Source organism: Geodermatophilus sp. CPCC 205761 (assembly GCF_051383655.1).
In the GTDB taxonomy this organism is placed as follows: Bacteria; Actinomycetota; Actinomycetes; order Mycobacteriales; family Geodermatophilaceae; genus Geodermatophilus.
Genome location: NZ_JALPKQ010000001.1, coordinates 77,255 through 101,694, shown reverse-complemented (window position 1 = coordinate 101,694; position 24,440 = coordinate 77,255). Strand labels below are relative to the sequence as shown.

The 24,440-nt window shown below is 74.2% G+C and carries 29 protein-coding genes; 9 read left to right on the top strand and 20 right to left on the bottom strand.

Annotation, left to right across the window (positions count from 1 at the left end; translation table 11 throughout):
* Positions 1-89: 89 nt before the first annotated feature.
* Entirely contained in the window at positions 90-1,019 is a 930-nt protein-coding gene (locus tag MY526_RS00510) for a DMT family transporter (RefSeq protein ID WP_436702959.1), read from the bottom strand.
* Positions 1,020-1,071: 52 nt separating this feature from the next.
* Between MY526_RS00510 and MY526_RS00505 the strand changes: the two genes are divergently transcribed.
* On the top strand, positions 1,072-1,692 hold the full coding sequence (locus MY526_RS00505) for a LysE family translocator (RefSeq protein ID WP_436689865.1): 621 nt from the start codon (positions 1,072-1,074) through the stop codon (positions 1,690-1,692).
* Positions 1,693-1,763: 71 nt separating this feature from the next.
* Positions 1,764-2,096 carry a hypothetical protein gene (locus tag MY526_RS00500; protein ID WP_436689863.1) on the top strand — a complete coding sequence of 111 codons (333 nt, stop codon included), beginning with the start codon at positions 1,764-1,766 and terminating at the stop codon, positions 2,094-2,096.
* A 2-nt stretch (positions 2,097-2,098) separates the two neighbouring features.
* Here the strand turns inward: MY526_RS00500 and MY526_RS00495 are convergent, their stop codons facing one another.
* Genes MY526_RS00495 through dapE form a run of 6 tightly spaced genes read right to left on the bottom strand, consistent with a single transcriptional unit; the run spans position 2,099 to position 5,811 of the window.
* Positions 2,099-2,806 (bottom strand): DNA alkylation repair protein, encoded by a 708-nt coding sequence (locus MY526_RS00495; RefSeq protein WP_436689861.1) that lies wholly within the window; start codon positions 2,804-2,806, stop codon positions 2,099-2,101.
* A 12-nt stretch (positions 2,807-2,818) separates the two neighbouring features.
* Entirely contained in the window at positions 2,819-3,004 is a 186-nt protein-coding gene (locus MY526_RS00490; RefSeq protein ID WP_436689859.1) for a hypothetical protein, read from the bottom strand.
* A gap of 47 nt (positions 3,005-3,051) precedes the next feature.
* Positions 3,052-3,510, bottom strand: coding sequence for an SRPBCC family protein (locus MY526_RS00485; RefSeq protein WP_436689857.1), 459 nt, complete (start codon positions 3,508-3,510; stop codon positions 3,052-3,054).
* Entirely contained in the window at positions 3,503-3,853 is a 351-nt protein-coding gene (locus MY526_RS00480; RefSeq protein WP_436689855.1) for a DivIVA domain-containing protein, read from the bottom strand. Before MY526_RS00480 ends, MY526_RS00485 begins: the two co-directional genes overlap by 8 nt.
* A gap of 3 nt (positions 3,854-3,856) precedes the next feature.
* Positions 3,857-4,696 (bottom strand): TIGR00730 family Rossman fold protein, encoded by an 840-nt coding sequence (locus MY526_RS00475; RefSeq protein ID WP_436702957.1) that lies wholly within the window; start codon positions 4,694-4,696, stop codon positions 3,857-3,859.
* Positions 4,693-5,811, bottom strand: a complete 1,119-nt coding sequence (gene dapE, locus MY526_RS00470; protein ID WP_436689851.1) for a succinyl-diaminopimelate desuccinylase — start codon at positions 5,809-5,811, stop codon at positions 4,693-4,695. The genes MY526_RS00475 and dapE overlap by 4 nt, the downstream gene beginning before the upstream one ends.
* Positions 5,812-5,940: 129 nt before the next feature.
* On the opposite strand from dapE, the gene dapD reads away from it, so the two are divergent.
* Together dapD and MY526_RS00460 are read left to right on the top strand one after the other, a co-directional pair.
* The gene (gene dapD / locus MY526_RS00465) at positions 5,941-6,915 is read left to right on the top strand and encodes a 2,3,4,5-tetrahydropyridine-2,6-dicarboxylate N-succinyltransferase (RefSeq protein ID WP_436689849.1); all 975 of its coding nucleotides are present in this window, start codon (positions 5,941-5,943) and stop codon (positions 6,913-6,915) included.
* 189 nt (positions 6,916-7,104) lie between these two features.
* Positions 7,105-8,478, top strand: a complete 1,374-nt coding sequence (locus MY526_RS00460) for a TrpB-like pyridoxal phosphate-dependent enzyme (RefSeq protein WP_436689847.1) — start codon at positions 7,105-7,107, stop codon at positions 8,476-8,478.
* 12 nt (positions 8,479-8,490) lie between these two features.
* Here the strand turns inward: MY526_RS00460 and MY526_RS00455 are convergent, their stop codons facing one another.
* Complete coding sequence (locus tag MY526_RS00455; RefSeq protein ID WP_436702956.1) at positions 8,491-9,624, bottom strand: alpha/beta fold hydrolase; 1,134 nt, start codon at positions 9,622-9,624, stop codon at positions 8,491-8,493.
* 98 nt (positions 9,625-9,722) lie between these two features.
* Here MY526_RS00455 and MY526_RS00450 point away from each other — a divergent pair, with 98 nt between their 5' ends.
* On the top strand, positions 9,723-10,388 hold the full coding sequence (locus tag MY526_RS00450; RefSeq protein ID WP_436689843.1) for a hypothetical protein: 666 nt from the start codon (positions 9,723-9,725) through the stop codon (positions 10,386-10,388).
* 2 nt (positions 10,389-10,390) lie between these two features.
* Here MY526_RS00450 and MY526_RS00445 read toward each other — a convergent pair whose 3' ends face one another.
* The 3 genes from MY526_RS00445 to fdxA are packed head-to-tail and all read right to left on the bottom strand — an operon-like array spanning position 10,391 to position 12,755.
* On the bottom strand, positions 10,391-11,314 hold the full coding sequence (locus tag MY526_RS00445; protein ID WP_436702955.1) for an aminoglycoside phosphotransferase family protein: 924 nt from the start codon (positions 11,312-11,314) through the stop codon (positions 10,391-10,393).
* Entirely contained in the window at positions 11,311-12,396 is a 1,086-nt protein-coding gene (gene dapC / locus MY526_RS00440; protein WP_436703071.1) for a succinyldiaminopimelate transaminase, read from the bottom strand. The genes MY526_RS00445 and dapC overlap by 4 nt, the downstream gene beginning before the upstream one ends.
* A gap of 32 nt (positions 12,397-12,428) precedes the next feature.
* The gene (fdxA, locus tag MY526_RS00435; protein ID WP_436689840.1) at positions 12,429-12,755 is read right to left on the bottom strand and encodes a ferredoxin; all 327 of its coding nucleotides are present in this window, start codon (positions 12,753-12,755) and stop codon (positions 12,429-12,431) included.
* 159 nt (positions 12,756-12,914) lie between these two features.
* Here fdxA and MY526_RS00430 point away from each other — a divergent pair, with 159 nt between their 5' ends.
* The gene (locus MY526_RS00430) at positions 12,915-13,667 is read left to right on the top strand and encodes a GNAT family N-acetyltransferase (protein ID WP_436689838.1); all 753 of its coding nucleotides are present in this window, start codon (positions 12,915-12,917) and stop codon (positions 13,665-13,667) included.
* Here MY526_RS00430 and MY526_RS00425 read toward each other — a convergent pair.
* The 7 genes from MY526_RS00425 to MY526_RS00395 form a co-directional block, all read right to left on the bottom strand.
* Entirely contained in the window at positions 13,624-14,043 is a 420-nt protein-coding gene (locus MY526_RS00425; protein WP_436689836.1) for a hypothetical protein, read from the bottom strand. The two genes, MY526_RS00430 and MY526_RS00425, sit on opposite strands and share 44 nt — an antisense overlap.
* Positions 14,040-14,945 (bottom strand): N-acetyl-1-D-myo-inositol-2-amino-2-deoxy-alpha-D-glucopyranoside deacetylase, encoded by a 906-nt coding sequence (gene mshB, locus MY526_RS00420; RefSeq protein WP_436702954.1) that lies wholly within the window; start codon positions 14,943-14,945, stop codon positions 14,040-14,042. The genes MY526_RS00425 and mshB overlap by 4 nt, the downstream gene beginning before the upstream one ends.
* Before the next feature lie 37 nt (positions 14,946-14,982).
* On the bottom strand, positions 14,983-16,038 hold the full coding sequence (locus MY526_RS00415) for an ABC transporter ATP-binding protein (RefSeq protein ID WP_436689832.1): 1,056 nt from the start codon (positions 16,036-16,038) through the stop codon (positions 14,983-14,985).
* Positions 16,031-17,080: an ABC transporter ATP-binding protein gene (locus MY526_RS00410; protein ID WP_436689830.1), complete on the bottom strand. Its 1,050-nt coding sequence runs from the start codon at positions 17,078-17,080 to the stop codon at positions 16,031-16,033. Before MY526_RS00410 ends, MY526_RS00415 begins: the two co-directional genes overlap by 8 nt.
* Entirely contained in the window at positions 17,077-18,045 is a 969-nt protein-coding gene (locus MY526_RS00405; RefSeq protein WP_436689828.1) for an ABC transporter permease, read from the bottom strand. The genes MY526_RS00410 and MY526_RS00405 overlap by 4 nt, the downstream gene beginning before the upstream one ends.
* Positions 18,038-18,961, bottom strand: a complete 924-nt coding sequence (locus MY526_RS00400) for an ABC transporter permease (RefSeq protein ID WP_436689826.1) — start codon at positions 18,959-18,961, stop codon at positions 18,038-18,040. The genes MY526_RS00405 and MY526_RS00400 overlap by 8 nt, the downstream gene beginning before the upstream one ends.
* A gap of 139 nt (positions 18,962-19,100) precedes the next feature.
* Positions 19,101-20,714, bottom strand: coding sequence for a peptide ABC transporter substrate-binding protein (locus tag MY526_RS00395; protein WP_436702953.1), 1,614 nt, complete (start codon positions 20,712-20,714; stop codon positions 19,101-19,103).
* Positions 20,715-21,060: 346 nt separating this feature from the next.
* Here MY526_RS00395 and MY526_RS00390 point away from each other — a divergent pair, with 346 nt between their 5' ends.
* Positions 21,061-21,231, top strand: a complete 171-nt coding sequence (locus MY526_RS00390; RefSeq protein WP_436689822.1) for a CsbD family protein — start codon at positions 21,061-21,063, stop codon at positions 21,229-21,231.
* A 94-nt stretch (positions 21,232-21,325) separates the two neighbouring features.
* Here MY526_RS00390 and MY526_RS00385 read toward each other — a convergent pair whose 3' ends face one another.
* Both MY526_RS00385 and MY526_RS00380 read right to left on the bottom strand, forming a co-directional pair.
* Positions 21,326-22,210 carry a DUF559 domain-containing protein gene (locus MY526_RS00385; RefSeq protein WP_436689820.1) on the bottom strand — a complete coding sequence of 295 codons (885 nt, stop codon included), beginning with the start codon at positions 22,208-22,210 and terminating at the stop codon, positions 21,326-21,328.
* Between the two features lie 128 nt (positions 22,211-22,338).
* Entirely contained in the window at positions 22,339-23,100 is a 762-nt protein-coding gene (locus MY526_RS00380) for a (deoxy)nucleoside triphosphate pyrophosphohydrolase (protein WP_436689818.1), read from the bottom strand.
* A 46-nt stretch (positions 23,101-23,146) separates the two neighbouring features.
* Between MY526_RS00380 and MY526_RS00375 the strand changes: the two genes are divergently transcribed.
* Both MY526_RS00375 and cysC read left to right on the top strand, forming a co-directional pair.
* Positions 23,147-23,629: an RrF2 family transcriptional regulator gene (locus MY526_RS00375; protein ID WP_436689816.1), complete on the top strand. Its 483-nt coding sequence runs from the start codon at positions 23,147-23,149 to the stop codon at positions 23,627-23,629.
* Positions 23,630-23,675: 46 nt separating this feature from the next.
* Positions 23,676-24,227 (top strand): adenylyl-sulfate kinase, encoded by a 552-nt coding sequence (cysC, locus tag MY526_RS00370; protein ID WP_436689814.1) that lies wholly within the window; start codon positions 23,676-23,678, stop codon positions 24,225-24,227.
* The last annotated feature ends 213 nt before the right edge of the window (positions 24,228-24,440 follow it).

Below are 24,440 nucleotides of genomic sequence, written 5' to 3'. Positions count from 1 at the left end.
TCCGGTGGCCGCGCCGGCGACCTCCCTCCGCCCCGTCGCACCGCTACCCCCGCCGCAGCTGCGCCGGCTGGGCTGACCGGCCGCCGGGGTCAGGGGACGGCGGCGTCGACGTCGGACAGCTCGCAGCGGTCGGTGCGCACGGGGCTGCGCCGGGTGGCCAGCGCGCAGCCCAGGACGATGACCGGCAGCCCGACGGCGAGGCCGAGGGTGAACGGCTCGTCGAGCAGCAGCACGCCCAGCAGCACCGCGACCGCCGGGTTGAGGAACGTGATGACCAGCGCCCGCTGCGGACCGACCTCGCGGATCAGCGCGAAGAACAGCGCCAGGGCGACCGCGGTGCACAGCACTCCGAGGGTGAGCACCGACAGCAGCGCGTCGGCGGGAGCCCGCACCGCCGAGCCCAGCCGGGGGACGGCGAACGGTGCGTAGACGACACCGGTGACGGTGAGCGCGATCGCGCTGGCCGCCACCCCGGGCACGTCGGGCAGCGCCCGGCTGACGATCAGCGGAGCGGTGGCGTAACCGACGACGACCAGCGCCACCGCCAGCAGCGGCAGCAGGGCCAGCCCCTCGACGTCGAGGCCCAGCAGGACGGCGATGCCGACGACGCCCAGGCCCATGCCGGCCAGCCGCACCGGTGTGAGCCGCTCCTCGTCGCCCGCCAGCCGGCCGGCCAGCGCGGCGACGAAGGGGACGCCGGCCACCAGCAGCCCGGTCAGCGAGCTCGACAGCGTCTGCTCGGCGTAGGAGAGCAGCAGCCAGGGGCCGGTCATCTCCAGCACGGTGAACAGCAGCAGCGGCTTCCAGTACCGCAGCGCCGGGCGCAGCTGGCCGCGGGCGACCGTCCACGGCAGCAGCAGCGCCGCGCCGAGGAGGCAGCGGCCGAAGACCACCATGACCGGGGAGAGCTCGCCGACCGCCACCTTGATGAGCAGGTACGGGACACCCCAGATCACCGACATCGCCAGGAACAGCGCCCAGCCCTTCCGGCTCATCGCTGCCGACGCGCTGCGCTGCACGACCTCACGGCGGACATCCTGCCCGAGCCCACCGACGTCCTACGGTGGGCTCATGTCGGGGTACGGCGGCTTCGTCCTCTTCGCCGCGGTGCTGGTCCTCGTGCCGGGGCCGGACTTCGCGGTGGTCGTGACCAACACGCTCTCCGGCGGGCGGCGCCGCGGTGCCTGGGCCGCGCTCGGCATCACCTCGTCCAACGTGGTGCAGGGCGTCGCAGCGGCCGCAGGGCTGGCCGCCGTCGTCGTGCGGGTCGAGCCGGTGTTCCAGGCGATCCGCTGGGCCGGCGTGGCCTACCTCGGATGGCTCGGCGTGCAGGCGCTGCGCTCGGCCGTGCGCGGCCGCTACCCGGCGCTGTCGGCCGGAGACGCCCCCACCGGGCAGGCGCTGGCCGGCTGGCGGCAGGGCCTCGTCTCCAACATCACCAACCCGAAGGTGCTCGCCTTCTACCTCGCGGTGCTGCCGCAGTTCCTCGGCCCGGGTGCCACGGTGCCGGTGCTGGCGGCGTTCGCGCTCACCCACGCCGTCCTGGGGCTGGGCTGGCTGCTGCTGCTGGTCGCCGGGCTGGACCGGGCCCGCGCGGTGCTCTCCCGGCGACCGCTCCGCCGCGCGCTCGACGCGCTGACCGGCTGCGCGCTGCTCGGCTTCGGCGCCCGGCTGGCCACCGAGCGCGCCTGACGCTGGTACGTCAGCCGCGCGTCCGCCCGGCCGGGCTTGTGCACCGGCACCTGGACCGCTGACATGGGCGGGTGGACGCACAGGACCGCTTCACCGCCCTCGTCGACGCCCTCGCCGACGACCCCGGGGTGACGCCGCCCGACGCCGACGGCGGTCGCCGCTTCGGCTCGGCCACGCTGCGGGCCGGCGGCTCGATCTTCGCGATGCTCGTGCAGGGCGCGCTGGTGCTCAAGCTGCCGGGCACGCGGGTCGAGGCGCTGCTGGCCGCGGGCACCGGGGCGCCGTTCGGCAACGGCAAGGGGCAGCCGTACCGCGAGTGGGTCACCCTGCCGGACGGCGATCCCGCCTCCGACCTGCCGCTGGCCCGCGAGGCCCTGGAGTTCGTCCGCTCCCGGCGCCGCTGAGGTCAGACCGTCCCGGCGAGGTAGCCGCGGCGCCGCTCGGGCGGGAACTTCTCGATCGCGTAGCGCAGCATCGTCCGCGGCATCCGCCGGTAGCGGGACGCGAGGAACTCCTCGGCCAGGGCGCGGTCGCGGTCGCCGATCTCGCGCAGCATCCAGCCGACCGCCTTGTGCACGAGGTCGTGCGGGTCGTCGAGCAACCGGTCGGCCAGGTGCAGCGTCGGCGCGAACTCCCCGGCGCGGATGAGGGCGAAGGTCGCCATCACCGCGATCCGGCGGTCCCACACCGACGGCGAGGCCGCCAACTCGTCCAGCACGGCGCGGTCCCGGTCGATCAGCCAGGGACCGAGGAGGTACGGCGCCGAGGCGTCGACCAGGTCCCAGTTGGAGACGTGCGCCCGGCAGCGCAGGTAGAGGTCGACGATCCGCTGCCGCTCGCCGACGTCGGCCGTGCCGAAGCGCTGCACCAGCACGAACAGGGCGGTCAGCCGCTCCTCGTGCAGCGGGCTGGCGAGCAGCGCCTCGACGTCCTCCAGGGGCGTGGTGGCCGCGTGCCGCCGCGCGATCCGCCGCTGCGCGGGCACGCCGATACCGAGGAACCGGTCACCCTCCCCGTACCCGCCGGGCCGGACCTGGAAGTAGCGGGCCATCCCGGCGGCCCGCTCGGGGTCGGCGGCCGCCGCCAGCTCCGCCCGGATCCGCGCCGCGGTCACCCGCTGTGCTGCTCAGTCACCGTCGCAGCCGCCGGCGTCCGCTCCCCCGCCGCCGCCGGCCGCGAGCCAGGTGGACGGGTCGGGCACGACGGGCGGCACCACGGGCACCCACTCCTCACGGACCTCCTCGGGTACCCGGACGAGGCGGTCGAACTCCTCGAGGCTGAGGTCGAAGGGCCCGCCGGCGCGCTCGGTCATGGCTCCAGTCTGGGCCGCGGGGGCCGGCCTGACCAGGCCCGTCGCGCTCAGCCGGGGTGCGTCGCGGCGAACGCGGCGAACCGGCGCAGCGAGCGGCGCACCCCGATCACCATGACCGGGCGCACCAGCGGCCAGCCCAGCCGGCCCAGCACGCCGAAGGGCAGGTACAGCCGCTCGGTCCACTCCAGGGTCGCGTGCTCGCCCCGCGGCGTGACGACGAAGATGCCGGGGCCGCGCACGATCCGGCCGGTGTGCTGGACGACCACGCGCCGCGGGGGGTCCCACTCGGTGACGACCATCGTGTCCAGGACCCCGAGGTGCCGGCCGCGGCGCCAGGGGACGCCGGTGCGGGCGGCCAACCGGGCACCCACGCCCGCCACGGTGTCGCCGACGGTCTCCACGTCGGTGAGGAGCATCCACTCGCCCTGCCGCGTCCAGTCGGTGAGCGCGGCCCACACCCGCTCGGGTGGCGCGTCGACGTCGACGGTCTCGACCAGCTCAGGCACGCGCGTGCCGCCCGCTCGGGCCGGACGGCGCGTCGCCCGGGCCACCGGCGTCCACCCGGCCGCGCAGCGCGGCCAGCTCCGCGTCGCGCTCCTCCAGCGTCCGGGCGAGCTGCTCCAGCAGCCAGTCCACCTCGGTCATCCGGTAGCCGCGGACGGTCACCGAGAGCCGCAGCCCGCGGACGTCGTCCGCGGTGACCGGCCGGTCCTCGGGCAGCTCCACCGGCGAGTGGTCCGGATCGGCCGGTGGCCGGGTCTCCCCGCGCCCGAGCAGCAGCGACCCGCCGAGGAAGACCAGGGCCCCCACGACCAGGACGGTGACGACGAAGACGACGGCGGAGAGCACGGCTCAGGCGTCGCTGGGCGCGGTGTCGACCGGCAGCGACCGCATCCCACCGCCGGCGTCGCCGGCCACGCGGCCGGCCTCGGCCTCCTGGATGACCCGGACCACCTCGTCGACGTCGTCGGTCACGGTGAACAGGTCCAGGTCGCTCTCCCGGATGGTGGCAGCCGGGACCATCGTGCCGCGGATCCAGTCGACCAGCCCCGTCCAGTACTCCGACCCGAAGAGGACGACGGGGAACCGGGTGACCTTGCGGGTCTGCACCAGGGTGAGCGCCTCGAACAGCTCGTCGAGGGTGCCGAAGCCGCCGGGGAGGATCACGAACGCCTGGGCGTACTTCACGAACATCGTCTTGCGCACGAAGAAGTAGCGGAACGCGATGCCGACGTCCACCCACTCGTTGAGCTCCTGCTCGAACGGCAGCTCGATGCCCAGCCCGACGGACAGCCCGCCGGCCTCCGAGGCGCCGCGGTTGGCCGCCTCCATCGCCCCGGGACCGCCGCCGGTGATGACCGCGTACCCGGCGTCGGCCAGCGCCGCGCCGATCCGGACGCCGGACTCGTAGTGGGGGTGGTCGCGGGGCGTGCGCGCGCTGCCGAAGACGCTGACCGCGCGCGGCAGCTCGGCGAGCAGGCCGAAGCCCTCGACGAACTCGCTCTGGATCCGGAGGACCCGCCACGGGTCGGTGTGCACCCAGTCGGTGGGGCCGCGGCGGTCGAGCAGCCGGGCATCGGTCGTCGTCCCCTGGGTGCGCGGGTCCGGCTCGCCGCCGCGCAGCATGACCGGGCCGCGGTGCCGGGTGGGCCGCGGCTTGCGGCCGGTCGCGGGCTCAGGGGTGGTCGTCATGCGGCGCTTCCTCCGGTGGGCGTCGAGAGATAGGCGACGAGCGCGTCCTCGGCCGGCTGCAGCCGGTCGACGACGACGTGCTCCTCGCGGGTGTGGGCGAGCTGCGGGTCGCCGGGCCCGTAGTTGACGGCGGGGATGCCGAAGGCCGCGAACCGGGCGACGTCGGTCCAGCCGAGCTTGGCCCGCGCCGGCCGGCCGACGGCGGCGACGAACGCGGCGGCCGCGGGCTCGGCCAGCCCGGGCAGCGCACCGCCGGCGTTGTCGACGACGGTCAGCGTCACGCCGGCCGCCAGCGCGCCGGCGAACACCTCGCGGACGTGCGCCTCGGCGGCGTCCTCGTCCCGGTCCGGCGCGTAGCGGAAGTTCACCGTCACCGCGCACCGGTCCGGGATGACGTTGCCGGCGACCCCGCCCTCGACCCGGACGGCGTTGAGGCCCTCGCGGTACGTGCAGCCGTCGATCTCGACCTCGCGGGCCCGGTACCGGGCCAGTGTGGTGAGGATGTCGGCGGCACCGTGGATCGCGTTCACGCCCAGCCAGCCGCGCGCACTGTGCGCCCGCCGTCCGGGCACCTCGAGCACCGCCCGCAGGGTGCCCTGGCAGCCGGCCTCGATCTCGCCGTCGGTCGGCTCCAGCAGGACCGCCAGGTCGCCGTACAGCCAACCGCGGCGCTCCCGCGCCACCCGGCCGAGGCCGTTCTTGACCGCCTCGACCTCCTCGTTGTCGTAGAAGACGAACGTGAGGTCGTGCGCCGGCTCCGCACCGGGGACGCCGAACCGCGCGGCCAGCCGGAGCATCACCGCGTCGCCGGCCTTCATGTCGCTGGTGCCGCAGCCGTAGAGGCGGCCGGACTCCTCGTCTAGCCGGCTGGGCACGTTGTCGGCGATCGGCACCGTGTCCAGGTGGCCGGCCAGCACCACCCGGCTGGGCCGGTCGAGGCTGGTGCGGGCCAGCACGGCGTTGCCGACCCGCTCGACCTCCAGGCCGCCGAGCCCGCGCAGCGCCGTCTCCACCGCGTCGGCCAGCGCCTCCTCGGTGCCCGACACCGACGGGGTGTCGACCAGCGCCCGGGTCAGCGTCAGGACGTCGGCGGACAGATCGAGCGCGGCACTCACGGCAGCCGAGCCTACGGGCGGCGGTCGCGCCCGGCCGCCGCAGCGCGCCAGGGCACCGACCGGTCACCCGACGTTCACCCCGCGGGCCGCCGGGCACGCCGTCGTCCCGCCCTCGGTAGCGTCGTCGCCGTGACCGACACCGCCCCGCTCTCCGCCGTCGCCGCCGGTCTGGCCACCGTGACCCCCTCGGGCACGGTGCTCGACACCTGGTATCCCGAGCCCCGGCTCGGTGCGCCCGAGGGCGCCAAGGCTGGGACCAGCCGGCTCGGGGCACTCGAGCTCTCCGGGGAGCTGGGCCCCGACTACGGCGGCCTGGTGCGCCGCGACGAGGCCCGCGGGGTCGAGGTGATCGCCGTCCGCACCGTCATCCCCGACCTGTCCGCGCCGCCGGTCGACACCCACGACGTCTGGCTGCGGCTGCACCTCCTCTCGCACCGGCTGATCCGCCCGCACGGTGCCGACATGACCGGGGTCTTCGGGCTGCTCACCAACGTCGCCTGGACCAGCGCCGGCCCGGTCGAGGCGGCGACCTTCAACGTCCACCGGCTCCGGGCGGCACTGGGCCACGTCACCGTGTTCGGCGTCGACAAGTTCCCGCGGATGGTCGACTACGTCATCCCCTCGGGCGTGCGGGTCGCCGACGGCGACCGGGTGCGGCTCGGTGCGCACCTGGCCGAGGGGACGACGGTCATGCACGAGGGCTTCGTCAACTTCAACGCCGGGACGCTCGGCCCGTCGATGGTGGAGGGCCGGATCAGCGCCGGCGTCGTCGTCGGGGCCGACAGCGACGTGGGCGGCGGCGCGTCGATCATGGGCACCCTCTCCGGTGGCGGGAAGGAGGTCATCTCGATCGGCTCGGGCTGCCTCCTGGGCGCCAACGCCGGCGTCGGGATCTCCCTCGGCGACCGGTGCGTGGTCGAGGCCGGCTGCTACGTGACGGCCGGCTCCCGGGTCACCCTCCCCGACGGCTCGGTGGTCAAGGCCGCGGAGCTCTCCGGCCGGGACGGGCTGCTGTTCCGGCGCAACAGCGTCAGCGGCGCGCTGGAGGCCCTGCCCCGCGACGGCGACTGGGGCGCGCTGAACGCGGAGCTCCACAAGAACTGAACACCTCCCGGACTCCCCCGGGTGGACCGAGCCCCGTCGGTTTCCGCGGAAACCGACGCCTACGGCTACCGGACTTTCCGCGCCGAAAGTCCGGGGTGGACCGAGCCCCGTCGGTTTCCGCGGAAACCGACGGCGTCCGGCACTACGCTCGCCCGCACTCGTGCGCGGACCGAGTCGGAGGAGACGACGGTGACCGAGACGCGGACCAAGATCCAGCTCGACGAGTCCCAGCTGCCGACGCAGTGGTACAACGTCGTCCCGGACCTGCCCAGCCCACCGCCACCCCCGCTGCACCCGGGGACGATGCAGCCCGTGGGCCCCGACGACCTGGCCCCGCTCTTCCCGATGGACCTCATCGCGCAGGAGGTCACCGCCGAGCGCTTCGTCGACATCCCCGGCGAGGTGCTCGACGTCTACCGGCTGTGGCGGCCCTCGCCGCTGTACCGCGCGCGCCGGCTGGAGAAGGCCCTCGGCACGCCCGCCCGCATCTACTACAAGTACGAGGGCGTCTCACCGGCCGGCTCGCACAAGCCGAACACCGCCGTTCCGCAGGCCTACTACAACGCGAAGGCCGGCGTGCGGAAGCTGACGACCGAGACCGGCGCCGGGCAGTGGGGCACCGCGCTGGCCTTCGCCAGCGCGCTGTTCGACCTCGAGTGCGAGGTGTGGATGGTCGGCGCCTCGTACGACCAGAAGCCCTACCGGCGGGTCATGATGGAGACCTTCGGGGCGACCGTGCACCGCTCGCCCTCGGAGCTCACGGCCGCCGGCCGCGACGTCCGGGCCGAGGACCCGCAGCACCCCGGGTCGCTCGGGATCGCGATCAGCGAGGCGGTGGAGGTCGCCGCGCAGGACCCGCAGACCCGCTACGCCCTGGGCAGCGTGCTCAACCACGTCCTGCTGCACCAGACCGTCATCGGCGAGGAGGCGCTGCTCCAGCTGGCCGCCGTCGACGAGCGTCCGGACGTCATCGTCGGCTGTACCGGGGGCGGCTCCAACTTCGGCGGCCTCGCCTTCCCGTTCCTGCGCGAGAAGCTGGCCGGCCGGATGTCCCCGACGATCCGGGCGGTCGAGCCGGCGTCCTGCCCGTCGCTGACCCGCGGGGTGTACGCCTACGACTTCGGCGACACCGCGGGCATGACCCCGCTGCTGAAGATGCACACGCTCGGCCACCGGTTCATCCCCGACCCCATCCACGCCGGCGGGCTGCGCTACCACGGGATGTCCCCGCTGCTCTCGCACGTCTACGAGCTGGGGCTGGTGGAGGCGCTCGCGCTGCCGCAGACCGAGTGCTTCGCGGCCGCCGTGCGCTTCGCCCGCACCGAGGGCATCGTCCCGGCGCCGGAACCGTCGCACGCGCTCGCCGCCTGCCTGCGCGAGGCACAGGCGTGCCGTGAGTCCGGCGAGGAGAAGGTGATCCTCACGGCGCTGTGCGGGCACGGCCACTTCGACCTGGCGGCGTACGAGGCGTACCTGACCGGGCGCATGACCGACGAGGACGTGACCGACGACCGCCTGGCGCCGGGCCTGGCCGAGCTGCCGCCGGTGCCCGCCGGGGCCTGAGGCCCGGCCGGATCAGCCCAGGTCCCCCGGCCCGGGCGTCTCCGGGGTGTTCGACGGCGCGGCCGCCGGGGAGCTCAGGTGCTCGAGCAGCGCGACGACGAACTCCTGCGGGCGCTCCACGTGCGGGGAGTGGCCGACGCCGGGCAGCACGACCTCGCGGTAGGCGCCGCCGCTCGCCGCGTAGCGGTCCAGCACCGCGCGCGTCTGGGCGACCATCGGCTGCGGCGGGCAGACCTCCTCCCCCGGCCAGCCCGGCACCGCGCCCAGCGCCCCGAGCTGCGCCAGGTCGAACATCGACGCGTCCGAGACGATGGCGTCGGCGTCCCCGCGGATCCACAGCACCGGCGGCTTCTGGGCCAGGTCGACGACCCCGCTGAGGTCGAAGACCGTCGGCGCCATCGTGTTGAGCACCCCGCGCTCCCCCGGCGCGATGCCGGGCCAGGTGCCGCAGGTGGCGGCGTCGCCGGGGTAGTGGTCCTCGCCGGTGCGGGTGCTGAGCATCGACGCGACGAAGAGGTCCTCCAGCTGCGGGTCGATCGGCAGCGAGCCGGGCGCGACGTAGAAGGCCCGCAGGATCGACCGCGGGCTGGTCGGCTCGTCCGCGCTGGTGTCGCCGGCGGCCAGGGCGGCCACGAACGCGGGGTTGGCCGCGCCCCCGCCCGCGCCGGCGCCCTCGTCGGAGAGCCGCCGTCCCTCGGGGCCGGCCGTGCCGCCGAAGCCGTACGGGGAGATCGGCGCGACCAGCGCCACCGAGGCGACCCGCTCCGGGTGGTCGAGCAGGTACTGCAGCACCACACCCGCACCCATGCTCCAGCCGACCAGGTGCACCCGCTCCAGGCCGAGCGCCTCCACGAGCGCCGCGACGTCGTCGGCCCAGTCGCGCACGCCGCGCCGGGCGTCGATGGGCAGCGGATCGGTGTCGCCGTACCCGCGCAGGTCGACGGCGAGCGGCCGCACCCGCCCGGTCTCCGCGAGCGCCAGCATCGGCTGCTGCCAGAACAGCGCGGAGCTGACGTTGCCGTGCACGAACAGCACCGCCTCGCCCGGGCCGGCCGGGTCGGTGCCGGCCGGCTGCAGGACGTTCTGCGTCAGCCGCGGCGTGGGCACGCGGGTGGCGGTGATGCCGGGCAGCAGGACGTCGCTCATCGGTCTCCTCACAGGTGACGGGCGGAGGCACCCTAGCGACGGACACCTCGGCCGCGACACCACGGTCCTCGCGGCACCGGCACCTAGAGTCGGCGGTGATGAGCAGTGGACGGAGTGCGACCGCGGCCCGCCCGGTCCGGCGGACGGCGGCCCGGCGCCCCTCCTCGGCCCGCCGTCCGCACCGCCGTCGACGGCCGTCGGCGCGCCGCCCGTCGCCGGGGCGGCGCAACCGCCGCCGGGACCTGGCGTCCTGGGCCTGGCTCGCGGTGGTGGTGGCCGTGGTCGCGCTCGTGGCGCTCACGACGACGAACGACCCGGAGGACACCGCCACCGTGACCGCGGAGTGCACCCTGCCCGCGACCGGCGTGCAGCTCACCCCTGAGCAGATCGCCAACGCCCGGGCGATCGCCCGGGTCGGCCACGACCGCGGGCTGCCCGAGCGGGCCGTCGTCATCGCCCTGGCCACGGCCATGCAGGAGTCGGGCCTGCGCAACCTGGCCTACGGGGACCGGGACTCCCTCGGGCTGTTCCAGCAGCGTCCGTCGCAGGGCTGGGGCACCGAAGCGCAGGTGCAGGACCCGGTCTACGCGGCCGGGAAGTTCTACGACGGGCTGGTGCGCGTGCCCGGCTGGGAGACCCGCCGGCTCACCGACGCCGCCCAGATCGTGCAGCGCAGCGGCTTCCCCGAGGCCTACCAGAAGCACGAGGGCATGGCCGTCGAACTCACGGCCGCGATCGACGTCGACGACCTGCCCTGCGGCTGACCTCACCCGAGGGCGCCGGCCCCGAGCGCGTAGGCGTCGAGCGCGCTGAGCGCGGCGACCAGCGCGACGGCGTCGTCGTCGCGCCGGCCGTGGTCCTCCGCCGTCCACACCGCCCCGACGGCGGCGCTCACCAGGCCCCAGTCGCGGACCCGCGCGGCCGGCACGCCCAGGCCCTCGGCGAGCAGGGCCACCCGACGGGCCAGCAGGTCCGGCAGCCCGGGGACCGACGCCCACGGCCGCACCGGGTTGTGCAGCGCCGTGCCGGCGTCCAGCGCGGGCTCGCCCCAGACGCCGTGCGGGTCGATCGCCACCCAGCCGTCCCCGTCGCGGAGCACGTTGGCCGAGTGCAGGTCCCCGTGGCACAGCACCGGCGGCGCCGCGGTGGCCAGCAGCCCCTCGAGGACGTCGGCGGCGGCGCCGGTGACCGTCGCCGGCACGAGCGGGTGACCGGCGCGCAGCAGCGGCACCCGCCGGCGGCTGTCCGGGACGCCCTCGGGCCGGGCCGCGCCGCTGTCGTGCAGCCGGCGGGCGACCGCTGCCAGCACCGGGAGGGCCTGCTCGTCGGGCAGGGTGCACAGGTCGCTGCCCGGGACGGCGGCCCGCACCAGCAGCGCCGCCGTCCCGCCGTCGTCCGGCTCGTACGCCAGCACCCGCACCGCGCCGTGACCGCGCCAGGCGCCGAGGACGGCCGCCTCCTCCGCGAGGTCCCCGGCCAGGCCCAGCTTGAGGACGACGGCGGCCCCGTCGGCCCGCACCGCCGGCGCCACCCAGTGGTAGGTGGCCGGGTACGGCGGACCGACCGTCACCTCCCACCGGCGCGCCGCACGCCGCACCGCGTCGGGCAGCCCGGCACACCAGTTCCGTCCGGCGTCGCCGTGCAGGTCGCCCATCGCCGCGACCAGCGCGGGAGGGACGACAGGGTTCATCCCGCCAGGCGCTCGACCGCGGCGGCGATCCGCTCGTCGGTGGCGGTGAGGGCCAGGCGCACGTGCCGGACGCCCGCGGGGCCGTAGAACGACCCCGGGGCGGCGACGATGCCCAGGCCGGCCAGCCAGTCGATCGTCGTCCAGCAGTCCTCGTCGCGGGTGACCCAGAGGTAGAGCCCGGCCTCGGAGTGGTCGATGCGGGCGCCGGCCCGGCGCACCGCGGCGGCCAGCTTGTCGCGCCGGGCGCGGTAGCGCTCCCGCTGCACGTCGATGTGCGCGTCGTCGGCCAGCCCGGCGGTCATCGCCACCTGGACCGGGCCCGGCACCAGCAGGCCGACGTGGCGGCGCACCTCCCAGACCTGGCGGACCAGCTCCGGGTCACCCGAGAGCAGCCCGGCCCGGTAGCCGGCGGCGGTGGACTGCTTGGACAGCGAGTGCACGGCCAGCAGGCCGCTGTGGTCCTCCCCGGCGACCTCCGGGTGGAGGATCGACCGCGGCGTCACGTCCCAGCCGAGGGTCACGTAGCACTCGTCGGCGACGACCGGGATGCCGTGCGCCCGGCCCCACGCCACCCAGCGCCGCAGCTGGTCGTCGGTGAGCACGCGGCCGTGCGGGTTGCCCGGCGAGTTGAGCCAGGCGAGCACGATGCCGGTGGCGTCGTCCGGCGGGGTGTCGGTGCGGCGCACCTTGAGCCCGGCCAGCACCGCCCCGACCTCGTAGGTGGGGTAGGCGACCTCGGGGAGGACGACGCTCCCGCCGCCGCGCAGGCCCAGCAGCGTGGGCAGCAGCGCGACCAGTTCCTTGGAGCCCACGGTCGGGATGACCGAGGGGTCGGTGCCGAGCGGGTCCGCCACGTGCACGCCCAGCCGTCGCTGCAGCCAGCCGGCCGCGGCGGTGCGCAGCTCGGCGGTGCCGAGGGCGGTCGGGTACCCCGGTGCGTTGCCCGCGCCGGCGAGGGCGTCGGCGAGCACCTCAGGGGTGTCGTCGACCGGCGTCCCGATGGAGAGGTCGACCACGCCGCCCGCGTGCCGGGCCGCCTTCGCCCGCGCCGCGGCCAGGGAGTCCCAGGGGAAGTCGGGCAGCCGGCCGGCCGCCGTCCCCGCGACGGTGGTCGTCAGTGCCCTTCCGCCTGCGGCGGCAGAGCGGCGACCAGCGGGTGGTCCTTGCCGATCTTGCCGGTCTTCGCCGCACCGCCGGGGCTGCCGAGGTCGGAGAAGAACTCCACGTTGGCGTTGTAGAAGTCCTTCCACTTGTCCGGGACGTCGTCCTCGTAGTAGATGGCCTCCACGGGGCACACCGGCTCGCAGGCACCGCAGTCGACGCACTCGTCGGGATGGATGTAGAGCATCCGGTCGCCCTCGTAGATGCAGTCCACCGGACACTCGTCGATGCACGCCTTGTCGAGGACGTCGACGCAGGCCTGGGTGATGACGTAGGTCACGGTGGATCCCTCCCGGGGACGCGCAGGCTCGGGCTCTGGCCGGGGCCAGGCCGGTTGTTCCGGTGCTCAGTATGGCGCGTCGCGCTGGTCGTGGGTGCGACGGGTCGGCGCGGGGACCCGCGCGGGTGAGGACGGGGGGCACCGGCGCAGGATCGCGGCATGGGACAGAGCCGCTCACCCCTGGACGTCGCGGGCCTGGAGCGGATCGCCGCGCGGGGGTGGCGCGGCACCGAGGAGGCGGCGCTCGGCGACTGGCTGCTGCGCGCCGGCGGGGGCTTCACCGGGCGGGCCAACTCCGTGCTCGTCGTCGGCGATCCCGGCCTGCCCCTGGCGGACGCCGTCGACGCCGTCGCCACCTGGTACCGCGACCGGGACCTGCGGCCCTGCGCCCAGCTGCCCGGCCGCCAGGCCCGGGCCGCCGACGCCGCCCTCGCCGCCGCCGGCTGGGACCGCGACGAGGACGTCCTGGTGCTCACCGCACCGCTGACCCCTCCGCCGGACGGCGGCGTCCCCGTCGCGCTCGCCCCCGAGCCGGACGACGCCTGGCTGGCCGGCTACCACCACCGCGGCCGCCCGCTGCCGCCCACCGCCCGCGCGGTGCTGACCAACGCCGACGACGTCGTCTTCGCCTCCGTGCGCCTCGACCCCGGACCGGCGCCGCTGGCCGCCGTCGCCCGCGGCGTGGTCACCGGGGACTGGCTGGGCGTCACCGCGGTGACCGTCGCCGAGGAGCACCGCCGGAGGGGCCTGGCCACCGCCGTCATGGCGGCGCTGCAGCGCTGGGCCGCCGAGCGCGGAGCCGCGTGGGTGTACCTGCAGGTCACGTCGTCCAACGCGCCCGCCCGCGCGTTCTACCGCAGCGCCGGGTTCATCGAGCACCACCGCTACCACTACCGGTACGCCCCCGGCTGACCGGCGGCGCGGCCATCGCCTTGCCGACGGCGAAGGCCGCGGCGACCACACCGCAGAGCAGGAACGCCAGGTTGACGAAGCCGGCGACGCCGCCGCCGGTGATGAGCAGGTCCCCCTCGGGACGGCGGATGCTGCCCGCCACCGCGACGACGAGCCAGACCAGCGCCGGCAGCGCCGCGGCGACCCGCGACCCGGTGAGCCGGGCGGCCAGCGACACCAGCAGCAGGTTGCCGGCGACGGCGGCGACGACCGACACCGGAACGAGCACGCCCAGCACGCGCAGCGGCAGCCAGAACACCTCGACCAGCGCCAGCTCCACCGCGATCACCACGACCAGCAGCCCCGCCCCGGCACGCGCCCAGGGGCTCCGGCTCATCCGGTCAGACCGGCGAACAGGTCGTCCTCCCAGCCGTTGGGGGCCCCGCCGGCGGGTCCGCGCTCGCCGCGCACGAGGCGGTAGTACTCGACGCCCATGACCTCGAGGCCGAGGTTGTTGGACAGGGCGAAGAACGGGCCGTCGACGGTGATCTGGGTGGCGTGCGCCCGCATCGCGGCGTCCTTGCGCCCGGCCTGCGGCCGGCCGTCCACCGCGGCGGTGACCAGCTCGTCGGGGACGGCGAACGGCACCTCCTCGATGTCGCCGAGCGAGTCGAACGGGGACTCCTCCCCCAGCGCGGCCATCGCCGCGATGCCCTCGCGCAGCACCGAGCGCGGCATGCAGCACCAGTAGACCTTGGCGACGTCCCACGCCGGGCCGAGGTCCGGGCGGTACCCCGGGTCGGCGGCGGCCTCGACGGCGCCCATGGCGACGCGGTGGGCCTGGATGTGGTCGGGGTGGCCGTAACCGCCGTGCTCGTCGTAGGTGACGACCACCTGCGGCCGCACCTCCCGGACGACGGCGACGGCGTGCGCGACCGCCTCGTCGAGGTCGGCGTTCCAGAAGGCGCGGGGCCGGTCGTTGGCCGGCGTCCCCATCATCCCGGAGTCCCGGTAGCGGCCCGGCCCGCCGAGGAACCGCCAGTCGCTGACGCCCAGGGCCGCCATGGCCGCCTGCAGCTCGCCGATCCGGTACCCGCCCAGCTGGTCGGCGTGGTCGACGGCCAGCAGCTCGAGGTCGGGGACCAGGACCTCGCCCTCCTCTCCCAGCGTGCAGGTGAGCAGGGTGACCGCGACCCCCTCGTCGACGTAGCGCGCCATCGTCGCGCCGTTGTTGATCGTCTCGTCGTCGGGGTGGGCGTGCACCAGCAGCAGCCGTCGTTCAGCGGTCACGGGGGACATTGTCGCGGGTACCGCGGCCGGGCCGGCGACGCGCCTCCTACTCCACGTCGACCGGGACCACCGCGCGGGCCTCGGCGAAGTGGCAGGCCGACGGGTGGCCCTGGCCGCGGTCGACCAGCGCCGGGACCTCCTCGGCGCAGACGTCCTGGGCCTTCCAGCAGCGGGTGCGGAACCGGCAGCCCGACGGCGGGTTGGCCGGGCTCGGCACGTCCCCCTGCAGCAGGATCCGGTCCTTCTGCCCGCGCAGCGCCGGCTCGTGCAGGGGCACCGACGACAGCAGCGCCTGCGTGTAGGGGTGCGACGGGGCGGTGTAGACCTCGACGTCGGTGCCCTCCTCCACGATCCTGCCCAGGTACATCACCGCCACGCGGTCGGAGATGTGCCGAACCACGGACAGGTCGTGCGCGATGAAGAGGTAGGAGAGGCCGAACTCGTCCTGCAGGTCCTCGAGCAGGTTGACCACCTGTGCCTGCACCGAGACGTCGAGGGCGGACACCGGCTCGTCGCAGACGATGACCTCGGGGCGCAGGGCGAGGGCGCGGGCGATGCCGATGCGCTGCCGCTGGCCGCCGGAGAACTGGTGCGGGTAGCGGTTGACGTAGTCGGGGTTGAGGCCGACGCGGTCCAGCAGCTCCTGGGTGCGCTGCAGGCGGCCCTTCTTCGGCGCGACGTCGGCGTGCACCGACCAGCCCTCGGCGACGATGTCCCCGACGGTCATCCGCGGGTTCAGCGACGCGTAGGGGTCCTGGAAGATGATCTGGACCTCGCGCCGGTAGTCCTTGAGTGCCCGGCCGGACATCCTGGCGAGGTCCTTGCCCTTGAACAGGATCTGGCCGTCGGTGGGCTTCTCCAGCGCGACGAGCAGCTTGGACACCGTCGACTTGCCGCAGCCGGACTCGCCGACCAGGCCGACGGTCTCGCCGCGGCGCAACGTCAGGTCGACGCCGTCCACCGCCTGGACGTGGCCGACCGTCCGCTTGAAGACGACGCCCTGGGTGAGCGGGAAGTGCTTCTTGAGACCCCGGATCTCGAGCAGGGTCTCGCCGAGGGCGCCGCGCAGCGACGAGGCGGACGAGGTCGGGAGATCAGACACCCAGCAACTCCTCGCTGTAGTGGCAGGCCGCCTCGCGGCCCGGGAGGACCAGCCGCAGCGGGGGGACGTCGGTGGCGCACTCGCGGCCCGGGGCGGCGGCCGCCCCCAGCCGGCGACGCGAGCAGCGCGGGTGGAACGAGCACCCGGACGGGATCGCCGCCAGGTTCGGTGGCTGGCCGGCGATCGGCTGCAGCCGGCCACCCTTGGCCTCCACCTGGGGCACCGAGCTCATGAGCCCGTCGGTGTAGGGGTGGGCGGCGTTGGTGAAGACGTCGTCCACCGTGCCGCGCTCGACGATCTTCCCCGCGTACATGACCACCACGTTGTCGGCCACCTCGTTGACCACGCCGAGGTCGTGCGTGATGAGGATGAGGCCCATCCCCGTCTCCCGCTGCAGGTCCTTGAGCAGGTCCATGACCTGCGCCTGCACGGTGACGTCGAGCGCGGTCGTCGGCTCGTCCGCGATGAGGACCCGCGGGTCGAGGGCGATCGCCATCGCGATCATGACCCGCTGCCGCATGCCGCCGGAGAACTGGTGCGGGTAGTCGTTGACCCGGGACCGGGCCGCCGGGATCCGCACCCGGTCCATCAGCTCGATGGCCTTCTGCTTGGCCTCCTTGCGGGAGGCGCCGCGGTGCGCGCGGAACATCTCGCCGATCTGGAAGCCGACGCTGTACACGGGGTTCAGCGACGACAGGGCGTCCTGGAAGATCATGGAGATGCCGGGGCCGCGGACCTTGCGCTGCTCCTCCTCCGACATCTCGAGGATGTTGCGGCCCGCGAAGTGGATTCCGCCGCCGCTGATGACCGCCGGTGGGGTGTCGAGGATCCCCATGATGGCCTGCGCCGAGACCGACTTGCCGGAGCCCGACTCGCCGAGGATCGCCAACGTCTCGCCCTCGGCGAGGCGGTAGCTCACCCCGTTGACGGCGTTGACCACACCGCTGCGGGTGCGGAACTCGACGTGCAGGTCGTCGACCTCGAGGACGGTCGGACCGGCGCCGGGGGCGACGAGGGGGGCGGAGGGGCCGGGTCGGGTCATGCGCGCTGCCTCGGGTCGAGTGCGTCCCGCAGGGCGTCGCCCATCATGACGAACGCCATCACGGTCAGGGTCAGGATCACGCTGGGGAAGAGCACCAGGTGCGGCGCCGAGCGCAGCAGCGACTGGCCGGCCTCGATCTGCAGCCCCCAGGAGATCGCCGGCCGCTGGAGACCGACGCCCAGGTAGGTCAGGGTCGCCTCGGCGGCGATGAGGACACCGATGGTGATCGTCGTGTAGACCAGGACCGGCGCGACGGCGTTGGGCAGGATGTGCCGCAGCAGGATCCGCCGGTTGGAGGCCCCCATGGCGCGGGCCGAGGCCACGTAGTCGGAGCTCTTCACCGCGATCACCTGTGAGCGGACCAGCCGCATCGCGGTCATCCAGCTGAACGCGGCCAGGGCGATGGCCACGGCGACGACGCCGCGGCCCAGGGTGCCGCTGCGGAGCACGACCAGCGCGCCGAGGATCAGCGGCAGGCCGTAGAAGATGTCGGCGATCCGGGAGAGGACGCCGTCGGTGACCCCGCCGAAGAAGCCGGAGACGGCGCCGGCGAGCACGCCGAGCAGCAGGATGACCGTCACCGCGAGCAAGCCGATGATCAGCGAGTTGCGGGCCCCGGACACCACGTTCGCCAGGTAGTCGCAGCCCTGCTGGTCGTAGCCGAACCAGTGGTCCGCCGACGGCGGCTCGGCCGAGTTGGCCAGGTCGCAGGCGCGCGGGTCGGCACCCCGGGTGAACGCCCGCGGGAACACCGCCATCACCAGGAAGACGACGCCGAGCACCGCCCCGATCCAGAACAGCGGGTTGCGTCGCAGGTCGCGCCAGGCGTCGCTCCACAGGCTGTTCTGCCGGGCACTGGTCACGTCGACGGAGGGCGAGGCCAGACCGGTGGTGGTGCCGGCCTCCACCTCGTCGTGCCGGAGGTCGGCCAGCTGCTGGTCGGACCGGCGACTGGGCTCAGTCATAGCGGATCCTCGGGTCGAGGACGGCGTAGAGCACGTCCACCACCAGGTTGAAGAAGATGAAGAAGAAGACCAGCAGGGTGACGATGCCGACGACCACCGCCCCCTCCTGGGAGCGGATGGCGTCGAAGACCTCGCGGCCGACGCCGGGGAGGTTGAAGACCGACTCGGTGACGATGGCCCCGCCCAGCAGGGTTCCGATGTCGGCCCCGATGAAGGTCACCACCGGGATGAGGCTGTTGCGGAGGGTGTGCCGGACCACGACCGTGCGCCGGGGCAGCCCCTTCGCCCTCGCCGTCCGCACGTAGTCGGCCCGCATGTTCTCCGCGAGGCTCGTCCGGGTGAGCCGGGCGACGTAGGCCAGCGACCCCGCGGCCAGGACCAGGCCGGGGAGCACGTAGCTGTACCAGCCCTCGCGGGTGCCGGCGATGGGGAACCACCCCAGCTCCAGGCCGAACAGCAGCTGGGCGACGAAGGCCAGGACCAGGATCGGGACCGAGACGACCAGCGTGGTCGAGACGAGCACCAGGTTGTCGAAGTAGCTGTTCCGGCGGAGACCGGCGAGCACGCCGGCGATGATGCCGATGACGACCTCGAACACGACGGCGACGACGGTCAGCCGCACCGTGACCGGCAGCGTGCGCTCGATGGTGTCCGCGACCGGCCGGCCGCGGAAGTCGGTGCCGAGGTCGCCCTGGAGGAGGTTCTTCAGGTACTCCCAGTACTGGACCCACAGCGGGTCGTCGAGGTTGAACCGCTGGGTGAGTTCCTCGACCACCGCGGGGCTGAGCGGCCGGTCACCGCCGAGGGCGCGGATCGGATCCCCGGGGAGGGCGTAGACGAGCGCGAAGATCAGGAATGAGGCGCCGAGCAGGACCGGGATGGTCAGCAGAAGACGGCGCGCTACGTAGCGGCCCATGTCCCCCCTCGGGTCGGCGTGGCGCCGGGACGACCCGGCGGCACGGAGTCCATCGTGCCCGGAACGGGATCCGCGCGCCGCCGGGGGCGACCGTCCTCGCGGACGGGCGCCCCCGGCGGGTGGTGCGGGCCCTCAGGGGTCAGTTGACGGTGACCTCGGAGAGCACGACCCGCTGGAACAGGTCCAGCCGGACGTTGGAGACGTTCTCCGTGTGCACCGACTGGATCTCGGTGAAGAACATCGGGACCATCGGCATGTCCTCGGCGATGATGTCCTCCGCCGCCTGGTAGGACTCGATCGCCGCCGCCTCGTCCGACGCCTGGTCACCCTGCGCGATGGCCTGGTTGACCTGCGGGTTGTCGTAGAAGCTGTAGTTCGACCCGATGGGCGGGAAGGACGCGGCCGTGAACAGCGGGGTCAGGTAACCCTCCGCGGCCGGGTAGTCGAAGCTCCACGCGTAGCGGTACGGGCCGGTGAAGCCCTTCTGCTCGCCGAGCGGCAGGTACTCGGCGAAGTCCAGCTGGCCCTGCAGCGTGAACTCCACGTCGAGGTTCTGCCGGAGCTGGTTGCCGACCGCCTCCATCCAGGCGTCGTGCCCGGAGCCGGAGTTGAACCACAGGTTGACCGGCTGGCTGCGGTCGAAGCCCGCCTCGTCGAGCAGCTGGTTGGCCCGCTCGACGTCCAGGATGCAGTAGGTGCACGAGCCGGACCGGTAGCCGTCGAGGACCGGCGGGATGAAGGAGTCCGCCGGCGCGCGGGTACCGGCGAAGATGGCCTCGGAGATCGCCTCGCGGTCGACGGCCATCGAGAGGGCCTGCCGCACCCGCGGGTCGGAGAACCGCGGGTCGTAGGTCGGCATGCCGAGGTAGGTGATCTGGGAGGACTCGGTCTCGATGAACCGGTCGCCGAACTCCTGCTCCGCGCTCTCGATGACGTCCGGCGGGATGACGTCGACGATGTCGACGTTGCCGTCCTGGGCGTCGGTGTAGGCGGTGTCCTGCTCCGCGTAGATGACGAACTCCACGCCACCGGACTCCGCGGCGTCCTCGCCGGCGTAGTCGTCGTACCGGGTCAGGGTGATGCCCTCGCCGGGGACGAAGTCGCCATCGGCCTGGAACGGCCCGTTGCCGATCGGGCGGTTGCCGAAGGCCTCCGGGTCCTCGAAGAACGCGTCCGGCAACGGGTAGAACGAGTTGTAGCCCACGACCGCCGGGAACAGCGCGAAGGGCGCGCTCAGCTGCACGGTGAAGGTGCGCTCGTCGACGACCGTCAACCCGCTCAGCTCGGTCGCGGCGCCGTCCTGCAGCTCCTGGAACCCGGCGATGCGGGACAGGTAGGAGCCGCCGTCCTGGGCGTTCGCCGGGTTGGCGGTGTAGTTCCAGGCGTCGACGAAGGACTCGGCGTCGACCGCCGTCCCGTCGTGGAAGGTCCAGCCGTCCTTGAGCGTGATGGTCCAGTTGACGTTGTCGTCGGACTCGATCGACTCCGCGACGCCGGAGAAGTCGATCTCGCCCTCCGGCGTGAACTTCACGAGGCCGGTCCACAGGGCGTTGACGATGCGGTCGCCGTTCTGCTCGGTGGTGTTGCCGGGGACCGGCGGGTTCTCGGGCTCGCCGGTGTAGATGCTGAAGGTGCCGGCACCGTCGCTGGCGCCACCCTCCCCCTCGTCGTCACCGCCGCCACAGGCGGACAAGACCATCAGACCGGCGAGGCCGGTCGAGATGAGCGCAGCAGAGTGCTTGCTCAACTTCACGTGCAATGCCTCCCTCGTCCCGCGGTGCGGGGGGAATGGACGGGTTCTCCCAGCTGCCCGGCGCCATGGGCCGGACGGCTGGTGGACCTGCGGACAGGTACCGGAGTCTCGTCGGTACGACGGGGGACGTTAGGCGCGCGCCGCGAGGAGCGTCCACGACCGTCACCGACTTGTGACCTCGGCTCAGGATCCCACAGGGTGGACTCCTCCTCGCGGCCAGCCGACCGGTCAGGAGCCGTACGGGTTGCGGCGCAGACCCTGTTCGGCCGCAAGTGTTGCGGCAGGGTGTCGGGTCAGCCCCGCCGGGGTACGTCTCCCACCCGAACCGAGCGAGAGGAGTCCCGGCATGAGCGGCATGGACAAGATGAAGAACAAGGCCGAGGAACTGTCCGGGAAGGGCAAGGAGGCGGTCGGCAACGCGACCGACGACCCGGACCTGCGCGCCGAGGGCAAGGCCGACCAGGCGTCGGGCAACCTCAAGCAGGCCGGCGAGAAGGTCAAGGACGTCTTCAAGTAACCACAGCCCCGGACGCACGGCCGACGGGCGCCGCGCCACCCGGCCGGCGCCCGCCGCCGGCCCCGGCGGTTTCCGCGGAAACCGCCGGTCCGGCTCAGCCGACCCGAGCCGTCACACCCAGCGCCTCGGCGATCCGACGGACGACGGCCTCCAGGTCGCGCAGGTCCGCCGCCGACAGACGGATGACGCGCCATCCCGCAGCGACCAGCCGCTCGTACCGGCGGTCGTCGCGTCGGATCTGCAGCTCGTCGAAGTGGTGTTCGCCCTCGTACTCGACGACCAGCCGGGCCTCCGGCCACGCGAGGTCGACCTTGCCCAGGAAGTCCCCGTCCTCGACGACGACGTACTGCGGGACCGGGGCGGGCAGTCCCGCTTGAGCACAGGCCACCCGCACCCACGACTCCGGCGGTGACTCACTGCGTCCGTCGACGTGGTCGACAGCGCGCTGGACTCGCCGGAGCCCCCATCGGCCGGTGCTCCGGTCGATCAGGCCGAGCAACTGTTCCGTGGTCACCTGACCGCTGCGCACCATCGCATCCAGGACGCCAACGGCTGTCGGCACCGTCTCCAGCACCGCGAGGTCCCAGGCGGTCCTCAACGGGGACGTGACCGGCAGATCGTCCACGCCGCGACCGATGTCCTCGGTCTCGAGGTCGGTCCGGTGCACCCGGACGCCTCTGGGGCCTGCCCACTTGAGCGGAGCGGGCAGGACGACGGTGACCGGGTCGCCGTAGGACGGCGCCGGCGCACCCAGGACCGCCGCCGCGGACCTCCCACCCAGTGCCGCTCCCGCTGGCATGAGCAGCGCGGCCGCCCGGCAGCGCAGCAGGTGGTCCCGCGGGAGGGACGGGTCGGCATAGACGCCGTGGAGCACGCGGACGTACGGCCCCTCTCGCAGCTGTCTCTGGGAGAGCGCTCCCTCCCCGACGGCGTGGGACCCGAGGAACACACCGTGCAGGCCCAGCGATCGCAGCAGCATCCGCGGATGCTCGCCGACCTGATGGCGTGCTCGGGGAGTTGTCCACAGGCCGCCGTCCGCCCCGGAGATTTCCGCGGAAACCGCCGGGGGTCGTGCCGTCGCTTTCCGCGGAAACCGACGGAGGCGGGTCAGAGGCGGGTGAGGAGGGAGCGGACGGCGGGGAGGAGGGGGCGGTCGGCGGGGATCCAGTCCAGCGCGTCCAGCTCGTCGGCGGGCAGCCACCGCAGCTCGGCGTGCTCGAGCGCGGTCAGCTCCGCCCCGTCGACGATCCGCGCCCACCACACCCGCAGCGTCGAGGCGCCGGGCAGCCCGCCGGCCACGACGCCGTCCAGCACGACCTCCCCGAGGAACGCCTGCGGGGCGACGACGACGCCGAGCTCCTCCCCGATCTCGCGCACGAGGGCGGTCAGGTCGTCCTCCCCCGGCTCGACCTTGCCGCCGGGGAACTCCCAGCAGCCGTCGTACGGCCCACCCGACCGCTGCGCCACGAGCACGCGGTCGCCGTCGACCATCGCGGCGCCGACCACCTGGACGACGTCGAGCGCGCGCCGGGCCGCCGCCGCGGAGTAGGCGTCCAGGTGCGCCCGCATGGCCCGCAGGATGCGGCGGCGCAGCAGGCGGTCGAGCACCCGGTCCAGCGGGGCCGGCAGCGAGGTCGACCAGTCCACCTGCTCGTCGACGAGGGTGCCGGCGCCGGTGGGGGTGAACCGGCGGGAGTGGGTCAGCCAGCGCCAGCCGCGACCGGGCCCGACCGCATAGACGTCCCGCGCCGGCCGCACCGACACGACCTCCTCCAGCGGCACCGGCCACGGCCGGCCGAGGGCGCGCGCGACGTCGAAAGCCACCGTCAGCGGCGCCTCGACCAGCGTGGTGAAACGCAGCTGGGACACCCGATCAGGGTCCCAGACCGGGTCCGCCGGCCCATCCCACGGCAGGATGACCCCCGTGCGCATCACTGCCCGGGTCGACTACGCCGTCCGCGCCGCCGTCGAGCTCGCGGCCGCGGCGCCCGGCGCGCTCACCTGCGACCGCATCGCGACCGCGCAGGGCATCCCCTCGCGCTTCCTGCAGTCCATCCTCGGCGACCTGCAGCACGCCCGGCTGGTGACCAGCCAGCGCGGCCGGGAGGGCGGCTACCGGCTGGCGCTCCCGCCGGAGGAGGTCTCGATCGCCCGGGTCATGCGGATCGAGCAGGGCTTCCTCGCCGAGGTGCACGGGGAGCGCCCCGAGGACGTCGAGTACCCGGGTGCCGCCGCCCCGCTGGCCGACGTCTGGGTGGCCGCGCGGGAGGCCTACCGGCGGGTGCTGGAGGAGGTCACCCTTGCCGACGTGGCTGCGGGCAAGCTGCCGGCCGCCGTCGCGGAGCTGACCGCGCTCGAGGAGGCCTGGCGCTCCTTCGGCGACGAACCGTCGCGCTGAGGGGCGGGTGGCGGGCGGCCGGACGGCCTGGGCGAGACTGGCGGGCATGGCAGGCACGCAGCGGCAGGGCGTCACCGTGTTCCTCACGGGGCTGTCCGGTGCCGGGAAGTCCACGATCGCCGACGCCCTGGTGGCGTCCCTGGAGGACGACGGCCGGCCGGTCACCGTCCTGGACGGCGACGTGGTGCGCACCCACCTCTCCAGCGAGCTCTCGTTCTCCCGCGAGGACCGCGACCTCAACATCCGCCGCATCGGCTTCGTCGCCGGCGAGGTGGTCAAGCACGGCGGAACGGTCGTCGTCGCGGCGATCGCCCCCTATGAGAACGCCCGCGAGGAGGCCCGCGCGCTGGTCGAACGGCACGGCCGCTTCGTGCTGGTCCACCTGTCGACCCCGATCGAGGTCTGCGAGCGCCGCGACGTCAAGGGCCTGTACGCCCGGGCCCGCGCCGGGGAGATCCCCGGCTTCACCGGCATCGACGACCCGTACGAGCCGCCGGTCCGCGCCGAGCTGGTCATCGACACCTCGGTGACGCCGCTCGCGGAGTCCGTGGCCCGCATCCGGGAGGCGATGGACGGGCGGCCGGCGTCCGTCGCGTGACGCCGCCCGGCCACCCCGAGAGAAGGTCCCGGCGGGCACGGTCGGAGTTCCACTCGGCGGCCCTGGCCACGTGTGGGACGATGGAGGGCGTGACCGATCGCGGGCAGTTCCTCGTCGCGCGCCGTCACATCGATCTGGCGCTGGTCAGCAGCGCGGTCTGTCGCCCCGCGCGCTGACCCCCGGTTCCCCCGCGCAGCTCCGCTGCGCCCTCCG

Bases quoted from the DNA above. Each gene is read 5' to 3' on its own strand.
- MY526_RS00505 (WP_436689865.1), top strand. From the start codon at position 1,072: ATGTCGGGGTACGGCGGCTTCGTCCTCTTCGCCGCGGTGCTGGTCCTC.
- MY526_RS00490 (WP_436689859.1), bottom strand. From the start codon at position 3,004: ATGACCGAGCGCGCCGGCGGGCCCTTCGACCTCAGCCTCGAGGAGTTC.
- MY526_RS00475 (WP_436702957.1), bottom strand. From the start codon at position 4,696: ATGACGACCACCCCTGAGCCCGCGACCGGCCGCAAGCCGCGGCCCACC.
- MY526_RS00455 (WP_436702956.1), bottom strand. From the start codon at position 9,624: ATGAGCGACGTCCTGCTGCCCGGCATCACCGCCACCCGCGTGCCCACG.
- MY526_RS00450 (WP_436689843.1), top strand. From the start codon at position 9,723: ATGAGCAGTGGACGGAGTGCGACCGCGGCCCGCCCGGTCCGGCGGACG.
- MY526_RS00445 (WP_436702955.1), bottom strand. From the start codon at position 11,314: ATGAACCCTGTCGTCCCTCCCGCGCTGGTCGCGGCGATGGGCGACCTG.
- MY526_RS00430 (WP_436689838.1), top strand. From the start codon at position 12,915: ATGGGACAGAGCCGCTCACCCCTGGACGTCGCGGGCCTGGAGCGGATC.
- MY526_RS00425 (WP_436689836.1), bottom strand. From the start codon at position 14,043: ATGAGCCGGAGCCCCTGGGCGCGTGCCGGGGCGGGGCTGCTGGTCGTG.
- mshB (WP_436702954.1), bottom strand. From the start codon at position 14,945: ATGTCCCCCGTGACCGCTGAACGACGGCTGCTGCTGGTGCACGCCCAC.
- MY526_RS00410 (WP_436689830.1), bottom strand. From the start codon at position 17,080: ATGACCCGACCCGGCCCCTCCGCCCCCCTCGTCGCCCCCGGCGCCGGT.
- MY526_RS00405 (WP_436689828.1), bottom strand. From the start codon at position 18,045: ATGACTGAGCCCAGTCGCCGGTCCGACCAGCAGCTGGCCGACCTCCGG.
- MY526_RS00400 (WP_436689826.1), bottom strand. From the start codon at position 18,961: ATGGGCCGCTACGTAGCGCGCCGTCTTCTGCTGACCATCCCGGTCCTG.
- MY526_RS00390 (WP_436689822.1), top strand. From the start codon at position 21,061: ATGAGCGGCATGGACAAGATGAAGAACAAGGCCGAGGAACTGTCCGGG.
- MY526_RS00385 (WP_436689820.1), bottom strand. From the start codon at position 22,210: ATGCTGCTGCGATCGCTGGGCCTGCACGGTGTGTTCCTCGGGTCCCAC.
- MY526_RS00375 (WP_436689816.1), top strand. From the start codon at position 23,147: ATGACCCCCGTGCGCATCACTGCCCGGGTCGACTACGCCGTCCGCGCC.
- cysC (WP_436689814.1), top strand. From the start codon at position 23,676: ATGGCAGGCACGCAGCGGCAGGGCGTCACCGTGTTCCTCACGGGGCTG.